This is a genomic window from Mesotoga sp. H07pep.5.4 (assembly GCF_003664935.1).
Lineage (GTDB): Bacteria > Thermotogota > Thermotogae > Petrotogales > Kosmotogaceae > Mesotoga > Mesotoga prima.
The window spans coordinates 17,221-36,987 of sequence record NZ_JFHM01000016.1; the positions used below are offsets into that span (position 1 = coordinate 17,221).

The 19,767-nt window shown below is 42.9% G+C and carries 15 protein-coding genes and 2 pseudogenes; 11 read left to right on the top strand and 6 right to left on the bottom strand.

Annotated elements, in window-relative coordinates:
- Positions 1–28: 28 nt before the first annotated feature.
- The 4 genes from Y696_RS14320 to Y696_RS09635 all read right to left on the bottom strand — a co-directional run bounded on the left by Y696_RS14320 (position 29) and on the right by Y696_RS09635 (position 2,335).
- Positions 29–262: a hypothetical protein gene (locus Y696_RS14320; protein WP_259459911.1), complete on the bottom strand. Its 234-nt coding sequence runs from the start codon at positions 260–262 to the stop codon at positions 29–31.
- A 56-nt stretch (positions 263–318) separates the two neighbouring features.
- Positions 319–1,065 carry an HD domain-containing protein gene (locus Y696_RS09630; protein ID WP_259459912.1) on the bottom strand — a complete coding sequence of 249 codons (747 nt, stop codon included), beginning with the start codon at positions 1,063–1,065 and terminating at the stop codon, positions 319–321.
- Between the two features lie 72 nt (positions 1,066–1,137).
- Positions 1,138–1,269, bottom strand: coding sequence for a hypothetical protein (locus Y696_RS14325; protein ID WP_259459913.1), 132 nt, complete (start codon positions 1,267–1,269; stop codon positions 1,138–1,140).
- 13 nt (positions 1,270–1,282) lie between these two features.
- Positions 1,283–2,335, bottom strand: a complete 1,053-nt coding sequence (locus Y696_RS09635; RefSeq protein ID WP_183084210.1) for a sodium ion-translocating decarboxylase subunit beta — start codon at positions 2,333–2,335, stop codon at positions 1,283–1,285.
- Between the two features lie 269 nt (positions 2,336–2,604).
- Here Y696_RS09635 and Y696_RS09640 point away from each other — a divergent pair, with 269 nt between their 5' ends.
- The 6 genes and pseudogenes from Y696_RS09640 (at position 2,605) to Y696_RS09665 (ending at position 11,467) form a co-directional block, all read left to right on the top strand.
- Positions 2,605–3,936, top strand: coding sequence for a GH1 family beta-glucosidase (locus tag Y696_RS09640; protein ID WP_006487961.1), 1,332 nt, complete (start codon positions 2,605–2,607; stop codon positions 3,934–3,936).
- Positions 3,937–4,069: 133 nt separating this feature from the next.
- Positions 4,070–4,930: pseudogene (locus tag Y696_RS09645) on the top strand (DegV family protein).
- A gap of 378 nt (positions 4,931–5,308) precedes the next feature.
- Positions 5,309–6,655 (top strand): MFS transporter, encoded by a 1,347-nt coding sequence (locus Y696_RS09650; protein ID WP_121510369.1) that lies wholly within the window; start codon positions 5,309–5,311, stop codon positions 6,653–6,655.
- Between the two features lie 8 nt (positions 6,656–6,663).
- Positions 6,664–7,902, top strand: a complete 1,239-nt coding sequence (gene pepT / locus Y696_RS09655; RefSeq protein WP_039882367.1) for a peptidase T — start codon at positions 6,664–6,666, stop codon at positions 7,900–7,902.
- Positions 7,903–8,153: 251 nt separating this feature from the next.
- On the top strand, positions 8,154–9,806 hold the full coding sequence (locus tag Y696_RS09660) for a phosphoenolpyruvate carboxykinase (ATP) (protein WP_006487954.1): 1,653 nt from the start codon (positions 8,154–8,156) through the stop codon (positions 9,804–9,806).
- Positions 9,807–10,261: 455 nt separating this feature from the next.
- Positions 10,262–11,467 (top strand): ATP-grasp domain-containing protein, encoded by a 1,206-nt coding sequence (locus tag Y696_RS09665; protein WP_006487953.1) that lies wholly within the window; start codon positions 10,262–10,264, stop codon positions 11,465–11,467.
- Positions 11,468–11,772: 305 nt separating this feature from the next.
- On the opposite strand, the gene Y696_RS09670 is transcribed toward Y696_RS09665, so the two are convergent.
- Positions 11,773–12,138, bottom strand: a complete 366-nt coding sequence (locus Y696_RS09670) for a hypothetical protein (protein ID WP_147431781.1) — start codon at positions 12,136–12,138, stop codon at positions 11,773–11,775.
- 642 nt (positions 12,139–12,780) lie between these two features.
- Between Y696_RS09670 and Y696_RS09675 the strand changes: the two genes are divergently transcribed.
- Positions 12,781–13,215: a hypothetical protein gene (locus tag Y696_RS09675; RefSeq protein WP_006487948.1), complete on the top strand. Its 435-nt coding sequence runs from the start codon at positions 12,781–12,783 to the stop codon at positions 13,213–13,215.
- Here Y696_RS09675 and abc-f read toward each other — a convergent pair.
- Positions 13,210–15,027 (bottom strand): ribosomal protection-like ABC-F family protein, encoded by a 1,818-nt coding sequence (gene abc-f / locus Y696_RS09680; RefSeq protein ID WP_006487947.1) that lies wholly within the window; start codon positions 15,025–15,027, stop codon positions 13,210–13,212. The two genes, Y696_RS09675 and abc-f, sit on opposite strands and share 6 nt — an antisense overlap.
- Positions 15,028–15,166: 139 nt before the next feature.
- Here abc-f and Y696_RS09685 point away from each other — a divergent pair, with 139 nt between their 5' ends.
- The 4 genes and pseudogenes from Y696_RS09685 to Y696_RS09700 all read left to right on the top strand — a co-directional run bounded on the left by Y696_RS09685 (position 15,167) and on the right by Y696_RS09700 (position 19,685).
- Complete coding sequence (locus Y696_RS09685) at positions 15,167–15,751, top strand: hypothetical protein (RefSeq protein WP_006487946.1); 585 nt, start codon at positions 15,167–15,169, stop codon at positions 15,749–15,751.
- A gap of 132 nt (positions 15,752–15,883) precedes the next feature.
- Positions 15,884–17,173 (top strand): hypothetical protein, encoded by a 1,290-nt coding sequence (locus Y696_RS09690; protein WP_039882298.1) that lies wholly within the window; start codon positions 15,884–15,886, stop codon positions 17,171–17,173.
- Positions 17,174–17,237: 64 nt separating this feature from the next.
- A pseudogene (locus Y696_RS14190) lies at positions 17,238–17,981 on the top strand (SDR family oxidoreductase).
- A gap of 6 nt (positions 17,982–17,987) precedes the next feature.
- Positions 17,988–19,685: a DUF4910 domain-containing protein gene (locus Y696_RS09700; RefSeq protein WP_121510371.1), complete on the top strand. Its 1,698-nt coding sequence runs from the start codon at positions 17,988–17,990 to the stop codon at positions 19,683–19,685.
- The last annotated feature ends 82 nt before the right edge of the window (positions 19,686–19,767 follow it).

The following is a 19,767-nucleotide window of genomic DNA, read 5'->3' on the forward strand; positions in this document are numbered from 1 at the left end:
ATCTTGCTTTTTTTATCTGGATAGGATATCAGTCTCCAATCTCTTCTTCGTTTTCGATTTTACCTAAGTATAATCTGCTTTGAAGCATCTTTGAGAAGTCTGTCCATCTGCTTTCTTTTGAAGCAGAAAAAGCATGGCTTTCAAAATTGTCAAGCCTTGAATCAATATTGTCACAAAGCCATATCAGTATTGCTTCTCGGGTTTTCGGTGTTACCGGTGAACCGAACTGCAGTTCCCCGTGATGGCTCAACACTATGTGCATTAGCTTTCTTCTGGTTTCCTCCGGAAAGCCGCTAATTTTGGAGACTTCTAATTCGATCAACCTGGCGCCAATAGCTTATGTTCTTCTAGATAACCATCATCGGAGTAATCAAACTTGAAAGATTCCGTTATGTAGGTCCTTGTCTTTCCAATGTCGTGCAGAAAACCCCCTGCAATGATTAGATCTCTGTTAATGTTTGGTCTGGAGTTCGACGCTTCTCTTAAAGCTAGTGCATATCTAACAACAGAGAGACTGTGTTCAGCCAAACCACCGATTCTGGCATGATGATAGACTTTTGCTGCAGGCGCTTCAAAGAAGTCAGGGCAAGCCCCATCATCAGAAACCATCCGCTTTACAAGAGTGTTCAGATATTTATCTTTGATCGACTCTACAAGTTCCAGAACTTCAGATTTTATCTTTTTTAAGTCTTCAACAATTGGAAGCAGCTGGGTTATCGAGCCTGAGCTGTAGCTTTCCATTTCACTTATTGAGAAGAGCTTCCTGATTTTTATGCTCAATCCAAATCTGTCATCTATAAGGTAGTCTGCAAGACCTATCCAGCCCTCAACCGGTTCCAAACAGCCCTGTTCACTGATCCATGCCTTTGCTTCAGTTCTACACTTAGAATCCCCTACGAGACAGTCATAGTATGGGCCTCTGCTTCCCTCTATCCTCTTTGCACTGAATATGAAGAAGAAACCTTGCTTTGAATTAACATAGTTTTCAACCCTGTCGAGCGCAGAGTTGTATTCTCTTAGGATTTCGGAAAGCACGGGATAACTTCCACTTTTTCCATCAATCATCGTGTCTTGCTCCTTTTGCAACATTTAAAACTCTCTGAAACGAGTTTCATAGTACCGGTAGTCAGAAACAGACTAGCCTGAATCTTTTCTTGATGCAGACTTCATCAGCAGTTTTATCATTATGAAGAAGGCGACAGTAGCAAGAAACATTGTCGGATAGCCCTCAACAAAGATCATTATGCTTTTGGAAACGGCTTCATTCATCACTTAACTCCTTTCATCCAAGAAAGAGTGCCAGAACAATGCTACCGGCCAGTACAGAACCTATCTGACCTGCAACGTTTGCTCCGGTTGCATACATTATGAGAAAGTTGTTCGGATCTTCTTCCAGTCCCATACGGTGAACAACTCTGGCAGACATCGGGAAAGCAGAAATTCCTGCAGCACCTATCATGGGGTTTATCTTCTGCTTTCTGAAAACGTTCAAGATCTTGGCGAAAACAATTCCACCCATCGTATCCAGTACAAAAGCGATAAGACCCATCAAGAGAATCAACAAGGTTCTTGAATTAAGAAATGCTTCTGCAGTCATAGTTGAGCCAATGGCAATCCCAAGAAAGAGAGTGATAATGTTTGACAGTTCGTTTTGAGCGGCATTACTCAACTTGTTTAGTACGCCGGACTCTCTTATAAGATTACCAAACATCAGCATCCCTATTAGCGCTACACTTACAGGTGCAATAATTCCCGCTAACAGAGTCACTAGGATCGGGAAAAGTATCCTCACGTATTTGGGAACCTTCTCGGTCCTGTTGTCCATTCGGATCCTTCTCTCTTCCTTAGTGGTCAGCAGTTTTATTATTGGTGGTTGCACAACTGGAACGAGAGCCATATATGAATAGGCGGCGACTGAAATCGGTCCCAACATGTGGATTGCCAGTCTACTTGCGACATAAATAGACGTTGGACCATCGGCTGTACCTATTATCCCTATAGAAATCGCTTCCCTTATGTCAAATCCCAGTAACGCTGCCACAATAATGGTCAAGAAGATCCCAAGCTGAGCAGCCGCTCCGTAAAAGAACATGACGGGTTTCTGTAATAGAGGTCCAAAGTCTATCATGGCTCCGATTCCGATGAATATTAGGGCTGGGAAAAGTTCATTCGCAATCCCGGCCTCGTAAAGAATAGTGAGCACACCATGCTCTCCAATAGCCGATGACCCAGGAATATTTGTAAGAATAGCTCCAAACCCGATAGGAAGAAGCAACATTGGCTCATATTCCTTCTTTATTGCTAAGTAGATCAGGATTGCTCCTATTGCAAACATTACTAGATTCCCTACAGGAATAGAAAAGTTCGATAGTAGATTCACTGGTGATGCCTCCCGAATTGTATTTCTAAGTTTCACATTCGACTTTTGTGTGAAAGGAAGCGGATTGCCCCTTTTTCAAATACAATATTAATACATACGGAAGGCTTTTGATCGGGTCGAAAAGTCTTTGTTACTAATTTTCTGAAAAGCAAACAACCACTGCTCAATTCTTTGAGTTGTGGTAGGATTTGTCAGTTGAGGTTGATCTCAAGGAGGCGGTCGCTTTGAGGGCAGTATTTCCTGAGGGTTTTCTCTGGGGTGTAGCAACGGCTTCCTATCAAATTGAAGGAGCTGATTTCGAGGATGGAAAGGGGCCATCGATTTGGACTGATTTCTCTCACAGACCTGGCAGAGTAGATTCCGGAGACAATGGTGACGTTGCTTGCGATCATTATCACCGGTTCTCCGAAGATATTGAGCTAATGAAGCAACTTGGTATTAATTCATATCGATTCTCAATATCCTGGTCGAGGGTGCTCCCCGAAGGTCGAGGAAAGATAAACCGTAAGGGTTCGGATTTTTACAACAAACTTATCGATAGACTTCTGGAAGTTGGGATACAACCCATGGTCACACTGTATCACTGGGATCTTCCTCTTGAGTTGCATAAGAAAATAGGTGGCTGGGAGAGCCGAGATATGAGACATTATTTCGGCGATTACTCCAGCTTGGTGTTCAGCGAATTTGGGGACAGGGTAAAACACTGGATCACGCTGAACGAACCTTATTGTTCCTCTCATGTAAGCTATCTCTGGGGTGAACATGCCCCGGGCAAGAGAGATCTGAAAACTTCACTTATCGTGGCTCACAACCTGTTACTCTCTCATGGAGAGGCTGTGAGACGTTTTAGGGAAGTCGTCAAAGATGGGACTATTGGTCTTGCTAATGTCTCCACTTTCGTCGAACCAGCCACCGATAGCAAAGAAGACAGATGGGCTGCAAGAATTCGAGATCAGTTCATTAACGGATGGTTCTTTGAGACACCCATAACAGGTGAGTATCCTTCTGAACTCTTCAAGAGATTCAACGATGCAGGAGTACAACCGCTCATCGAAGACGGTGACATGGATTTAATATCGACGCCATTTGATTTTTGGGGTGTAAACTACTACACAAGAAACGTTGTAAGAAAGAAAGAATCAAGTATTCTAGGTAGTGAGGTTATTCAAGGTGAACTTGCTAAGACAGAAATGGGATGGGAAGTCTACCCCGAGGGGCTTGAAGCTTTTCTTTACAAGACATTCAAGGAATACGGGAAAAAACCAATATACATTACCGAGAATGGCATGGCGTGCAAGGACAAGTTGACTGATGGCTTTGTTGAAGATTTTGAAAGGGTTGACTATATGAAGAGGCATTTCTCTTCCGCTCTCAGTGCTTTGAAGGCAGGAGTAGATCTGAGGGGTTTTTATGTCTGGTCGCTGCTGGATAATTTCGAATGGTCTTATGGCTTTTCGAAAAGGTTCGGATTAGTGTATGTTGACTACGAAAAAGGTCTTAAACGTATCCCCAAGCGCAGCTATTACTATTACAGAGACTTCCTCGAACGGGATTGAGAAAGCTCTCTTCTAAGAAAAATACTGCCGGGTTCCATTTGTGGTTTTCATAGTGAGCCCTGCTGAACGGAGAAAAGATACCAAAGGTCTTATAAAGAGCTGTGAAAGAGTTTGTTTGATAGGAGGTTTTGAAATGATCGGAGTTGTCGTGGATTCAGGATGTGATCTTCCTGATGAGGTTAAAGCAAATGACAATGTAAGAGAAGTGCCACTGAAGATAGTCCTGGATGGTAAGGAATATCGAGACAATATTGATATTTCCACTTCTGATCTTCTTGAGTACATGGAAAACAAGTTTCCGAAGACATCACTTCCAAGACCGATTGACATCGGGTAAGCTTTCGAAAGCCTTTATGAAAAGGGATACAACGAGATCCTCTTCATAGGGATTTCAAGTGGCCTGAGTGGCACACTTGATCAGGTTAAGTCTTATGTTCGCGATTTTTCAGAAAAACATGGCGATTCGAAAATTGAAGTAGTGGATTCAAAGAATATTTCAATTGGGTCTGGTCTTCTGGCAATGAAAGCAATTGAGCTGATCAAAAGTGGGGAGTCTTTTGAAGGAGTCGTCAAAGACATTCTGGGTTCTGTCAGGAAAGCGAAGGTTTTCTTCTGCATACCCGTACTGAAGTATCTAAGAGCAGGAGGGCGAATAGGAAAGGTTACCGCCACTATCGGTGATATTCTTGATCTGAAGCCCGTAATTACTGTCGGAGAAGACGGTGTTTATCACAGCGTTTCTAAAGAAAGAGGTATGAAGAGAGCTGTGAAAAGCTCCGTCGAGAAACTGATTCATTTCATCGACGGCAATAGGGTGCTGAACATTGCGGCTTATACTTCTGACAAGAGTGAGAAAACCATGGAGTTTTTCAGGATGGCGGTTTCAGAGATTAAAGCCGCTGGATTTAGCCATATAATAACCGGCCAGATATCTCAATCTCTTATTTGTCATACAGGTCCCGGTCTGATCGGAGTTGCTGCGATCTTGGAGTAAAAAAAAGCCGCCGAAGTGGCGGCTTAAAAATCGGGATATTCCAGGGGGTTTCTCATGCCTTGTCCGTCATCCATAACATGGGGGTAATGGTGAACAAGCATATTGTTGCTTAGGTGTTTTGTCTTTTTTAATGACCGATTGAGCTTTGGGGTGCAAGGGTTTCTTATCTATCTGTTATAATTCTACCCAAAAATATCGGGTTTGTCAATATACTGGATAATAATTATCGGTTTTTCTTTGTAAACATTCGGTAAAGTCAAAATCTATATTGTGTAGGACGAACTGTGATCCGATGATTTAGTTATATATTTTGCTTAGCTTTCCTTGAAGATTGCAATTATTGGTGGTAGAGACATTTAGTGCTCTACTCAGCCGGAGATGTATCTATTGGACAGGAACAGTCAAACTAGAATTCTATCGGTTTTTGAGGGTGCCATTTACAATGGGTTCTTCTTAATTACTCAGGGATTCCTTGGGACGGGGCTTGCTCTTGAATTTGGGGCGTCCGAACCAGTTATTGCTTTGATTGGCGTTCTCCCTTCAGTTTCACAATTAATTCAGCTCATTGCTCCTTTTATATTAAGACTGGTTGGAAACAGAAAGAAAGTAATGATGATATGTGCGTCTGCGGGGAGACTATCGACGGCGTTTATTCCAGTAACACTTGCATTAGGAATAAACAGACAGTCACTTCTACTGATAATTCTTGCATTCTTTTCATTTGCAGCAAGTTTGGCAGGGAATTTCTGGGTATCGATTATCAGGGATGTTGTTCCGCCAGATAAATCGGCAAGGTTCTTCAGTCTGAGAAACGTTATATTCACAATAACAAATATGTTGATAACGCTTCTTTATTCTTTCATTCTTGACCATTCATCTGGAAAAACAGGTTTTGTGATAATAACCACTATGGGGGCAGTCAGTGCGTTGGTCAGCCTTGTTCTACTGGGTCTTCACAACGATCCTCCACACGAGATAAGCTATGGGAGTGGCCTTTTTAAGGCTGTTACAAGAGATAAGAAATTCATGACCTATCTCCGTTTCTATTCCTTCTGGAGCTTTTCAATTGCGATTGCTTCACCCTTCTTTGCCTATCATGAGCTAGTGAATATGGAACTGGATTATTCGTTTCTCAGTTTACTTAACATCTTTAGCTCAACTCTTACGATGATGTTTTATCTATTGTGGGGGAGGATAGCTGATAGAATTGGAGGACAGGCGGTATTGGAATTCGGCATCTTCGGTGCATTTTTAAAGACATTTCTCTGGTTGTTCATGGACCGGGGAACGGTCTATTTGCTTTACATAGATACTTTTATTGGTACCGCTTCGTGGAGCGCAATAAATCTTTGTCTTTTCACTACAATGCTCGAATTACTAAATGGGGTAGATGCGGAAACTTACTATGCGTTGCTTTCTTTTTCGAATGGGGCTTTTGCTCTTGCTGGTTCACTAGTTGGAGGGGTTCTTGCTTCTTATCTTAACAAGTTTACCTGGACACTCGGTGGACATACGTTTTTCGGCATTCAGATTTTGTTCCTAGTTACTCTGGTCTTGAGAGGTGTTTCTTTTCTGCTATTGAAGAGAGTAAAGACGAAGAAAGTCGTATCAGTACCTGGAATGGTTTTCAATTCGGCAGTTGTCATAGCTAATCGACTTGCAGCGAGGCCGAGAGAGTTTATTGAAGTGATGATAGAGAAGAACAAATCAAAGAAGAAGGAGTGATAATAGTGATTGAGAAATTGATTGAGCGATTTCTGAGATATATATCGATTGAAACCACTTCAAGCTTTGAATCTAAGACTTTCCCGTCTACAACTGGTCAGCTAGTTCTTGCCAGAACTCTCAAGGAGGACATGGAATCTATGGGATTGTCTGAAGTTACTATTGACGATTTTGGTTATGTGATGGGGACCCTGCCCTCAAACCTCGAAAGGAAACTACCAGTGATTGGATTTATCTCTCATATGGATACGAGCCCGGAAATGAGCGGAAAAGATGTAAGACCTTCAATTGTTAAATATCAGGGAGGGAAGTTGCTCCTTAACAAGAAAGATAACCTCTATATCGATCCTCAACTGTATCCAGAAATTGAAAGATATGTTGGAGAAGATCTGATTGTTACTGATGGAACTACTTTGCTTGGAGCGGATGATAAGGCAGGGATTGCAGAGATTTTAACCGCGATGGAATTTATAATTTCGAATCCCCGGATTAAACACGGCAAAATAAGAGTAGCCTTTACACCGGACGAGGAGATCGGGAGAGGAACTAAGCATTTCAGCATAGAAGAATTCGGAGCCGATTACGCGTACACAGTAGATGGGGGAGGCATTGGAGAACTGCAGTACGAGACTTTCAACGCTGCCAACACTGAGGTTGTGATTAAGGGACTGAATATCCATCCTGGAAGCGCGAAAGATAGGATGAAAAACTCAATGCTCATTGCATGTGAATTCAACGCAATGCTGCCCTCAAATGAAATACCGGCCACCACTTGCGGGAGAGAGGGGTTCTTCCACTTAATCAGTGTTCAAGGTTCTGTAGAAGAAACAATACTAAAATACATCATTAGAGATCATTCCAGGGAGAAGTTTTCGAGAAAAAAGATGATGATTTCCGAAGTAGCGGCTTTATTGAACTTCAAATATGGAGAAGATACGGTCACGTTTTGCACTGAAGACTCTTATTACAATATGAAAGAGAAGATAGAGGAAGTGTATTTTGTTGTTGAGACCGCGAAAAGAGCAATGGAGAGTCTTTCAATTGAACCGAAAATAGAACCTGTGCGAGGGGGAACTGATGGTGCGCGTCTTTCTTTTATGGGACTTCCTACACCCAATCTCTTCACAGGAGGACACAATTTTCACGGAAGATTCGAGTACATACCAATAAGATCTATGGAAAAGTCGGTTCAGGTAATTACGAAGATAGTAGAGTTGTTCTCTGAGGAGGCGACCTTTGAAAGTTAGGACTCTTTTATGGAAGTTCAAAGTCTGGAGACGAAGATTTGAAGTTAAAGAACGATCACCTTAACCCAGTATAACTCTACAGCTTTTTTCGGTAAGAGTCACACCCCAATATAGAGATTTATGTTCAAAGACGTTAGATTTGCTTTGATTCGCACGATCTTTGTAGATTATGCGAACATTCGTGGTTCTTAGCTCAAGGAGTCTTGTAAGTAAGACTCTACAGATTTTTTGGGATCTCTTGGAGGTGAAAGATGTCTACTAGTTCCAGATTTGTGAGAGAAAGAATTGGAAGAGATAACCCTCTCTTTTCAATGAGCCGTGTAACAATAGAAACAGCTTTCTACGGAAACAACGTAGTACCGGTTGTTTCGCCGAGTGAGGCCTACAAGCTCGCGAAGAACTCGGCAGGTACGATAGTCACTGACCTTCCAGTTTATAAACCCGAAAAAGCCGGTCTTGAGTCAGATTCAAAAGTTCTTCTCTTCAATGACGGTGCCGTGACCGGAAGATGTGCCTCGGCGAGGCGAATAGTGGGAGAGCCAGGAGTAAACGAAAAAGAATACGGAGCGAAGTTGCGAGAAGCAGTCTACAACACAAGAAATAGGAAGATGTATCATGCCCAGGCATATATAGGGCTCGATAGAGATTTCATGGTAAAGGCACATCTTCTGGTTCCTGAAACCCACGAGAACCTGATTTATAATTGGTTGTTAAATTTCCAGCCGATAAACGAATTCTACAACGAAATGTATGAGTCCTCAGAAAGGTGTGAAAACGAGGGCGATATTTTTGTGTTTTCCGACCCGGAATGGCATCATCCAGATCATCCATTGGGGCTTTCATTCTTCGATCCGGAACACAATTGCGCCGCAATTCTCGGAATGAGATACTTCGGTGAATTCAAAAAAGGAACGCTTACCCTTGCGTGGGGATGTGCCAACAGGCATGGTTTTGCTGCTTGTCATGGTGGTCAGAAAAGGTACAATCTCCAGGACAGAAAATTTGTTGTGGGTTTCTTTGGATTGTCCGGTTCCGGAAAGTCAACGCTTACTCATGCTAAGCACGACGGAAAGTATGATGTTACAGTGTTGCACGATGATGCCTTCGTGATTTCATCTTCCGATGGTTCTTCCGTAGCACTGGAACCCTCGTATTTCGACAAGACGTCCGACTATCCGCTAAGTAGTGAAGACAACAAGTTTCTTCTTTCTGTTCAGAACGTTGGTGCGACCCAAGACGATGAAGGACGAATCGTTATTGTGACGGAAGACATTAGAAATGGAAATGGAAGGGCAATCAAGTCAAAAATCTGGTCTCCAAATAGAGTGGACAAATTCGATGAACCGGTAGACGCTATCATCTGGTTGATGAAAGACCCATCAATTCCTCCGGTAGTGAAAGTCAACGATCCCGTTCTCGCATCTGTTATGGGCGCGACTCTTGCCACAAAAAGGACCTCTGCAGAACGTCTGGCACCAGGAGTTGATCCCAATGCGCTGGTAATAGAGCCCTACGCGAATCCATTCAGAACCTATCCGCTTTCTGACGATTTTAATCGTTTTATTGAATTGTTTACTCACAGAGGGATTAAATGTTTTATTTTCAATACCGGCCATTTTGGCGAGAAGAAGGTTCCGAAGGAACTCACCCTTCAAATCCTCGAGTCTATAGTAGAGAACCGAGCAGAGTTCTTGCCGTGGGACCCATTCAAGGAACTCGAGATAATGTTTATTGAAGGTTTTTTGCCTGATCTTTCTGATGAGAGCTACAAGAAGCTTTTGAAGGAGAGACTCGTTGACAGGTACAACTTCCTTCGCTCTAGAGAAGTTGAAAGAGGTGGCTTCGACAGACTTCCCCAGGAGGCAGTCGAATCGATTTCGTCGTTGATTAAAATGGTAGAGTAGTTTTGGTTTTATCATGAGGGCCGCCTTTGGCGGCCTTTTCACTTGTTTATTTAATCTTAGTTTACAATAAAAAAGGATTCCTGACTGGCGTCAGGAATCGAAGGGGGAATTGCTACGAAACGAGGAGTTGTCCGGATTGCGGCTAACTTTACCGTTTAAACGAGTGCATTGTGAATACACTGTAACCGAAGTTAACCGTTAACCTTTCAAACTTATTATACAATTTATTCTCAAAGAAATCAAATCGTCTCTATTATGTAAATGGAGACGACATTTGCGTGGTTCATCAGTCGGTGCCTCAGTTAGCCTTAGTTTAAGGTATTGCGCAGTTGACAAACAAGCCCGGAAAATACCGGGCTCGTAGAACGGTAGTAAACAATCAATTTGTTACTTCTATGGTATAAGATTTTATTTGATAATCTTCTTTATTCATTCTCTTTCGGGAGGTTTTGAGTTTGAGGGTATTGGTTACGGGCGCTAGAATGTGGTATGCAATTAATACTATAAGGCTTTTGGCTAGAAGCGGCCATGAGGTTTTCGCAGCGGACAGCAGTAGACTTAGCGGGGGTCTTTACTCCAGATATCTCAAAGGGAAATTCATTTATCCTTCAGTCGGTGAGAATAGCAGTGCATTTGTCGAAAGCGTCATTGAAAAGATAGAAGAACTCAAGATCGATGTTCTGTGTCCAACCTTTGAAGAGGGTTTTGTGTTCAGCAAATATATTGGTAGGTTGGAAGGTCGTGTAAATGTACTGGTCCCTTCTTACGATCATATTACTCTACTTCACGACAAGTACTCAATGACCACTTACGCAAGATCACTTGGCATAAGTGTTCCAAAGACGGTACTGTTGAAGGATTTCAGCTTAGAAGGGTGTGAATTCCCGGTAATAATTAAACCCAGAAATCAGCGATCTGCTGAAGGTATTTTCAAGGTTAATTCCAAAAGTGAGTTCGAGAAAAGATGCAGGAATCTTGAAGAAGACAAATATCTGGTCCAAGAGTGGAAAGAGCCTTACCAAATTTGTACAACAGGGTTGGCTCATAATGGTCGATTAATTGGAAACGTCATTTATCACAACATAAGAGAATACCCTGAATCTGGAGGAATTGGTACCTGCAGAGTTTCTATAGATTGCGAAAAAGCGCTTGGAGAAGTTAAGAAAATCGTCAGCGATCTCAACTACTCTGGATTCATTTCGATGGATTTCCTACATGACAGAATCAATGGTGAATACTATCTTGTCGATGTAAATCCCAGGATGAGTCCCGGGCTGCTCATTGCTTATAACTCTGGTGTTGACATGGTAAAGGCGTATCTTGAATTAGCGAATGGAAGCGAAGTCAGCGTGGCTAGATCGCCGAAAACCGGTTATGGTACCTTTACAACGGCTATGGAGATCGGTTGGTTCTTCAGTACGTTGTTTAAAGGTAAGTTTAAGAACCTGAAGGGCTTTTTCAAGAGCAGGAAGAATCTAAAGGATGATTCATGGGATATTCGCGATCCGATTCCTTTTTTTGTGATGCTTCTGTCCATGCTGAACACTGCTGTCTTTGGACCTCTCAGAGGTGGTCAGACGAAGAGTTTTTCTCTCGGAGCAACCTGTGATACAGAAAGTCTAGGTTCCGAGGAGGAGTTGATTAAGAAGAAAGCTGTGTAGAAATCAAACCATGGTCGTAAAAAACACTGCTATGGATAGTAAACCGGTCTTAGAGTTGGTAATAGAAGTTCTACCTCACAATGGAAATTCTCAAATGGTCCAAGACAATGTTAGACAGTCGATTCATATGACGCACGAAAAGTCTATTGAAACCTGATTCAAGAGACTGGAATCAATAGTGCCGAACAATTGTTTCGAAAGCTAGAAGTAGATCATTTGAGTATTAAGATTAGGCTCGCCGAAGGGTCTTCCAAATAAAAGCAAATCCAGATTCAGCAGCTTTGACTCATGACAAATGTGGTTTGTTATATATTGTCGTTTGTAGAGCTACAGAAGTACGAATTTCCGTAGGTTCTTTTGTATTGATTACTCATTCCCGGAAAGAACTCGTCTAGTTTTAGATAGTAATATTCTCTCTGCCTGTCCCTCAAAGTCATTCTCATTGAAGGATAGATAAACTTGGTTCCAGCTTCTTTTCCTCTGGTAAGTATTGGCAAGATGTCTTCCGTACTATCTTCTGTGAATGGCAGGATCGGTATCAACGCGATTTCGACATCAATGCCTGCTCTAGATAAAGCCTTGAATGCTTCGATTCCTCTCGAATGCCAGGGTACTTCTGGTTCGAGTTTGTTTGCCAACTTATCGTCTGAAGTTGTTATCGTGAACACCACCGAGCAACGCTTCGAGACATTAAGAATATCAGCGTCTTTAATTGAAGGTCGCCCTTTGTGGTTATCTGGACTCCATACGCGAGATCTCGACTAACCAAAAGAGGTCTCTTCGCTATTTTCATCTTTTTGGCGGAGTACATGGATCGCTCTTTTATCCGGTCGATTCTATGCGGTTATCTCTTTTACGCTTGAGCTCTAATTTCGGAAGGTCTACTGCATTTGACCTGTAACAGACATTTTCGAAACCGTCTACTTAGCATTGACTCCCAGAGTCACAGTGTATGCAGCAGTGCTGACTCCAACGATGCCGATAGCTTGTGTAGATCTTATACACCCCGAAAACTGCCCGCCTAGAGTGGAAACAACGGTCTTCGCGATTATTTCTGTAGTGGAACAATGATACTGCTCAAGGAACTACGTAAATGCAAGATCTTCGAATGACAAGAAGCGTGACTTTGCGAGAAATACAGGCGATTTCTCCGGTTTATCTAGTTTTCTTCAGAAGTGAGGTCAAAGGGTACGAAGACAATTATCTGATATAATTTATTCTGAAGGAATCGTTGAAAGAGAGATTTGCCCAGACGTAAGTGCTCTTCTGGCGCTTAGCAGGACAGTGACGAAGAGTTATTTTGGAGTGATGTTATGGGTTTTTTCGAAGGGTTTAGCAAGATAGTATTTGTGATCTCCTACGTTTTATGGGCTGGAGGGGGGCTCACGGTTTCGCTCTTGATGATACCTATGAAGGATCCCAGAACTGAACCTCAGGTTCAGGGTTACCTTCACGCTTTCTGGCAAACCACAAGAATACCGGCAGCGGCTCTTTCTTTCGTTGTTTTGGGAGCAGCAATTACAATGGCAATAATCGTTTCAGCTTCCTTACTTTGGAGCTCAATTTTCTCTTTGTCATGGTTTCTCACTTTCTTGTTCTGGCTTATGGCGGACAGGCTTATGAAATCAGGAGGAAGCGATCCAAGATCAATGGTCGAGGTCCATAAGAGAAGCTTCCACGCTTATCTGGTTATGGCAGATATTTCAATCTTTCTTTCAATGCTTTCAGTTGCGTTTATGCTGTTATGATTGATCTCCCATCATTGTAGAAAGTTCCTCTAGGTCGTGTTCCAGGATCTCTCTTTCTTCAAGAATCTCAAGAATCCTCTCTTCGGCCTGATTCAAAGTGTTCTGAAATTCTTGAAGCCTCTCGTAATCACTAGCGTAAAGCCCCATTCTTGCATGAATCTCTTCCAGACTATTGGACAGAGCTTCTTCTTCAGCATCCAATTGTTGCAACTTTTCAATGATCGACTTCTTCTTGTTGGATAATCTCCTTCTTTCTTGAAAGCTGACTCGCGCGTCATCATTACCCACCGAACCGGTATAGCTTTGATTTCTACTCAAATACTCTTCAACAGTGGATACACTCTTCAACTTATGCCTATCGATCATCAAGAAACGATCACAAATATTCTGTACGAATTCTCTGTCGTGAGAAACAAGAATTATGCAGCCTTCGTATTCTTTCAGCACCTGTTCAAGGCTTTCAATGGACCAGATGTCGAGATTGTTCGTCGGTTCATCCATGACCAAAACGTTTGGACGCGATAATATCAGTTTCGCAAGCGCAAGTTTCGTTTTTTCTCCACCACTCAAGGTGTGTACTGGTTTAAAAACATCGTCGCCGGGAAATCCAAACCTTCCCATGTACTTTCTAACTTCGTAATCTGGTTGCCCCCTCATCAATTGCCAGATTTCCGTGAGCACATCGTTTGACGGATTTAGATCCTCGGTCAGCTGAGAAAGATAGCCCCAACGGATGTTGTGGCCCCAGGTAACTTCTCCCGAGTACCCCTTTAAATTCCCAGTAATTATCTTCAAGAGTGTTGTCTTCCCGCTGCCATTTGGGCCGAGAAGGCCGATCTTATCTCTCCTGTGTATTTCTGTGGTGGCGCTGCTGAAAAGATTCTTGCTGCCAAAGCCGAATGACAATTTTTCGATCTTCAAAACTGAGTAACCGGTTCTATCTGGTTGTGGTAGCCGGAATTTTGTTCCTCTGATTTCTTCATCTGGGAGATCTATCGATTCGAGCTGTTCGATTAGTCTGTCCCTTTGCTTTTCTTTGTTGATCGCCTGCTTGATGAATTTTTCCTGCCCCCACAATCTGTAGCGTTTTGCGACAGAGTCAAGTCTTTCGATTTCTTTTGAAAGATTATCCCGTGTTCTCAGGCCGCTCTTTAACATAATCTCTCTATCTGCCTGATATCTGTCATAAGGTCCGGAGAAATCCCAAAGCGAGCCGCCGTTCAGCTCCCAGAAGCGATTACCAACGTTTCTAATCAAGTATCTGTCGTGAGTAACGACAAGTAGAGCTCCTTTGTAATTCTTTAAGAAGCTTACTAACCATTCAGTCGATTCGAGATCGAGATGATTTGTAGGTTCATCCAAGAGCAGTAGATCGTAATCAACCAGGAAAAGCTTCCCAAGAGAGATCCTGGTTAGTTCGCCACCACTGAAGGTTTCGAGACGTCTTTCCCAATCTTCCTCGCCGAATTCAAGCCCTACGAGGATACTCCTCACTCTTCTGTCGAAGGAATAGTATTCTTCGGTGTCGGGAAGGACACTAGATTTGTCCTGCATGTAGTACTCCATAAGAGTCAACTCAGAGTTGGGTATTCTATTCTGTATTTGATAACCAATTCTCACGTTTGTGGAGAGGAAAACCTCTCCCTCAGACGGCAAAAGATCACCGGAAATTATTCTCATGAGGGTTGATTTTCCGCTTCCGTTTTTTCCAAGAAGTATTGTCTTATCTTTCCTATCTATCGAGGTTGAGACTTCGTCAAAGAGGAAGTCTTGACCATAATCGTGTCCAACTTTGCTCAGAGTAATCAGCATACATTTCCCTTCCAATCTGCCGGTCAGTGATAATAATACAACATAACAGTTTCTTTTGTGGGAAGGGGTCTTCATGCATTCATGGTTCGATGACATGTGATATCTTTGATTATGTGGTGAAACCGGGTGGTGAATTTCTTTGAGACTCAGGCTGCCTTTTCTTATAGTTCTTACAGGATTTCTAGCGGTCTCATACATCTGGGGATTCAACTTCTTCAGGAGTCCATATCAAGTCTTCCTGCAATATGAGAGGGCAATGATCGACTATGCAAATCAAATTCGTCTTCAGCAAGATTCCGGCCTTGAAGCCGGATTAAGTGAAGATGAAATTGTGTCGCTGAGAAAGGTAGCCATTGTCGAGCTTGAAGGAGACATGAGGAATCTGATATTTGACTTCCATAAGTATTGGTCAATTATCGAGAAGTATTATCTACAGTATGCCCAAAGTTCAGGCGTCTGGTTCACAGAAGGATTATCGGGATCGATATATACTCAAGACGATCCAGAGTATGATACTTTTCTCGCTCTCTACGGACTGAAGGGTGATCCTGAAAGTTACTGCCTGATATTTGTCCCTGAAGTTTCCGAAGAGAGTGCCTTCAGAGAGTTCAGAGGAGCGCGGATTTACTTCCTTCAGAAGACAATTTGGGGTTACAAGATTGAATGGAGCAGATCCCTGATCGATTTGATTCTGGATGTAGATTCCTCGTCTGTCTCGGTGTAATCTTTTGTTCTTTCACAGAAGGCCGACTCGCTTTTGAGTAACCGCTCCTTAGGATAAGCCAACGTTCTCCTGACGAGGTTTTCTGGTATCCTTTTATAGGAGCTATTCATTCCCTTGTTGCTGGAGGATATGATGTTCTTTAAGAAGATTAATGATAGAAGAAGAGAGAATAGGATTACTAAGATAGAAAGAAGGATTCCGAAATCTCGAGAAGAGGAAAAAGGTAGGTTCCTGTATGAACTCTGGAATTTGAAGAGAGAAAAAGGAGATAATGAAGGCGCTATGAAGGCTGCACTAGAAAGGCTTGCATTTCTCAATAATCCTGAGTCATTTGAAGACCTTATCTCAACCTTTGAGAAGATTGATGGGTCCTCGAAAAACTCTTTTGCCCGAGAAATCGAGAAGTTTGCCTGCGAATTTGATAGAGGTCTCTGGGAAGAATTTATATCGGTCTTCTTTGAGGACCAACCTGAGGCCGCCATTAAGTTCGCCTTAAGCTGTTACAGGATCTCTTCGAAAGCATTATTTGTCGAAATTGCTCTTGGGAGGCTTGAGAAAGCTTTTTATAACGAAGAGCCCGGTAGGCTTGTGCGGCTACGAGAGATGTACATTTCAACAATTTCGGAAGTCGGAGAGATCTCTAGAGTCGATCAGCTTCGCCTTCTCGAGAGAGCCTTAGAGTCTTCAAAATCGCTGATTCAAGACGAACAATTACTTTCCAACCTTGCGGTGAAGTATATTGACCTTATGCTTTCCAGTGAAGATTTAGATGGAATCGCAAAGAAATTATCGGATTGTTTTGACCGCTTTGTAGTTTATTTCAAGGGAAATGAAGTGACTCTTCTTGACAAACTAGATCTCATTCTTCCGAAGATACAAGAAGAAGAAATCAAAAGAGCTTTGATAGAAAAGCTTCGAATATTGGGACAGTCGATATCGGATAAAAGATACGACTCCGATTTTTCTGGTGAATCAGATTACCTTGAATTTCTTAAGAAAAGCATTGCTAACTACGAGTTTAAAGCGAGGAAAAGAGATTCGGGCGAGGAGCTTCTAAGAAAACTCGCCTGTGATTACGAAAGAATTATTGACATTCTTGAGTCTCCTGAGGAGAAGCTGTTATACATTAGGAAGCTGGGAGCCTTGCTTCGGGATCGCCTTGAAGAACCCTACAAAGCACTTGAAGTCTTCGAAGAGGGGCTGAGATTGAAGGCTGATGACATATCTCTGTGGCTTGTCAAAGGAATGACCCTGGAGAAAATAGCGCGTAATGAAAGTGATCCAGTTAAGGCTTCGATATGTTGGAAAAGGACTTACGATCATTATCATGCGATTGCGGAGACTTTTGAGGAGCAGGAAGTAAAGCTTACGGCGATTGAGAAGTGCGCAACGATTCAGGCAGAGAGATTGACCGGAGTTTAGCTTTGTTGAGATGGTTCTTTAGGGATCCTTTGGGGGTGCGTGCTTTGAGATTCTTGAACAAACCGTGCTTGTTACTGGTGAATCCAAAGGAATCGGGAAAACAATATCCGTTGGTTTCGCGAGATGTGGTGCATTTGTGTCGATTATGGATATCGATGTGGAAGCTGGGAATCGCTTGGTAAGCCAGATGATTTCCGACGAAGGCCGAGCGACGTTTATTTATGGAGATGTTTCTTCTGAAGATGATGTAATGAGAGTTGTTACTGGTACGGTGGGACTATCTGGATCGATAGGCGTTCTCATAAACAATGCGGGGATAGGATGGACCGGGACACTTCTAGAGAGGTCAGCAGATGATTGGAGGAAAGTAATCGAGGTCAATCTCACCGGCCCTTATTTGATGGCGAAATACTGCTCTCCTTATTTAGCCACTTCGAAAGGCTCAAGCATAATAAACATAGTTTCGACTCGGGCTTTGATGTCGGTAAGCAGTTCGGAACCATGCTCTACTTCGAAAGGTGGTCTGCTGGCTCACACACATTTACTTGCCATTATTCTTGGGCTAAAAGTCAGAGTCAATGCGATATGCTCGGAATAGATCGACATAACTGAAAGCCAGCCCAGTAAGCCATCCGAACGAAGCGATGTTGCACATAATCAACACCCGGCCGGGCGAGTTGGTAGACCGGAAGACGTTGCAGATGCCTGTTTTTTTCTTAGCGGTGATGAAGCCTCTTTTATCACAGGTGCAAATCTAGTTGTTGACGGTGAAATGACACGCAAGATGATTTATCTAGAAAAGGAGTGATCAGAGTTGAGTCAAAGGCTGGATGGAAAAAAGGTTAAATCTCTTATAGAAATGCTTTCGGGATATCACAGAATGCGGGGAAGTCGTGACTATAAGGAATCTATGAACTCGATAACGGACTATCTTATCCGTTCCGGTCTTCCGGAAAATAGATTCCGGGTATTGAAGTATCCAGCCGATGGGGTCACAAAGACGGGAAACATCGTCTCTACACTTGCATGGGAACCAGTATATGGGGAGCTGTGGCTTGAGAATCCAGAGAGGGTTTTCGTCACTTCAACAAAAGTCACAAAAGTCTCCCTGGTTTCCGGTAGTGGAAGCAGCAAAGGCTGGGAATCGTTACCTCTAGTTGTATATGACGGTAAAGGAGATTACTCTGGAAAAGCAGTTCTTGCTAGTGAAGATCCTGTCAAGGTTTTTCAGCATGCGGTAGTTGAGGGCGGGGCGAGGTGTCTAATTCTGTGCCATATGAGAAAGGTCTTTGAGGAAATTGGTCGCAGTCTCAATGATTTACCTCAAATGACAAACTTCTTGACGATCCCCCACGACAGAGATTCGGCCGATAGAAACGCTGTTGCTTTTTCGGTTACAAAAGAGAAGTACGATCTTCTCTTCAGTTACTCGAAAAAAGGAAGTGCGATCGTTGGGTTCAGGGCTGAAACAAATATGTCGAAAGGTAGTTTTGATGTTCTGCAAATAGACGCGACTGGTTTCAATGATGGCCCTCAGGTTCTTATAACTGCGCATTTGTGTCATCCTTCGCCTGGGGCCGATGATAACGGGAGTGGAGCCGCTCTCGCCGTTGAGATAGCAAGGGTGTTGAATGATGAGAACTTCCCATATTCCGTGAAAATTGCACTTGTTCCCGAATATTTGGGAAGCGTACCTTATGCTCTCCAACTCAAGAGCGAGAATAACCTTCCGATATATACTATAAACCTTGATATGGTTGGTGCAGATCAGAACAAAACGGGTTCTACATTTATTCTTTCAAAGGTCCCACCTTATTTGCCACAGAGGTGGGGAAATATCCTGGAATTCTATATCAAGACTCTTATGCCTTCAAATGCCGGTTATCCTCTGAAGAGATTTGGAGAGATTCCCTTCATGGCCGGTTCAGATCACTGTGTCTTCACAACTCTTGGAATTCCCTCTCCGTTCATGGGCCATCTTCCAGATAGATACTACCACTCGGATTTAGACACACCCCAGATGATGGATGAAAAAGAACTGGAGTGGGTAGGTCTGTCGGCTCTCAATACTTTGGATCAGCTAGTCAAGCCCGATCAGGACTTGCTCATAAGTGTCAGAAGCAAGATGATAGGAGAGCTATTCGGTATACTAAACAGAATTTCAGGGAGAGAAGGAAGCGATGATGTTTTCGATCTTCTGATTTCTAATTACGAGGGAGAAGTACTCAGAAAGGTTTTCAATAATTCTGGGAATCTTCCTTCACTAAGCCCACTGGAGCCAACCTTCGATAGCTCTTTAGGTCTGGAATGGATCAGGACATTCCCTCAGGAACTTAAAGACGAGCTCGAAATTGATTTCGCAAGTATCGCCGATTTCGTGGTGGGAGGTGCGGCTGTTGTTGGAGGTAGGGAAGCCGTAGAACTATTGGCAAGTATTCACTACGGAGTCGAGATCGGGAAGGTTAGGGTACTTACCGGCTGGATGATCGAGAAAGGTTTGCTGAGATCATGAACATCAGGGGATTTTGTTTAATTATCTTTCTTATCTTAACAGCGTCCTGTTTTGCAAATTTGGAGATGAAGGTAGATAGTGG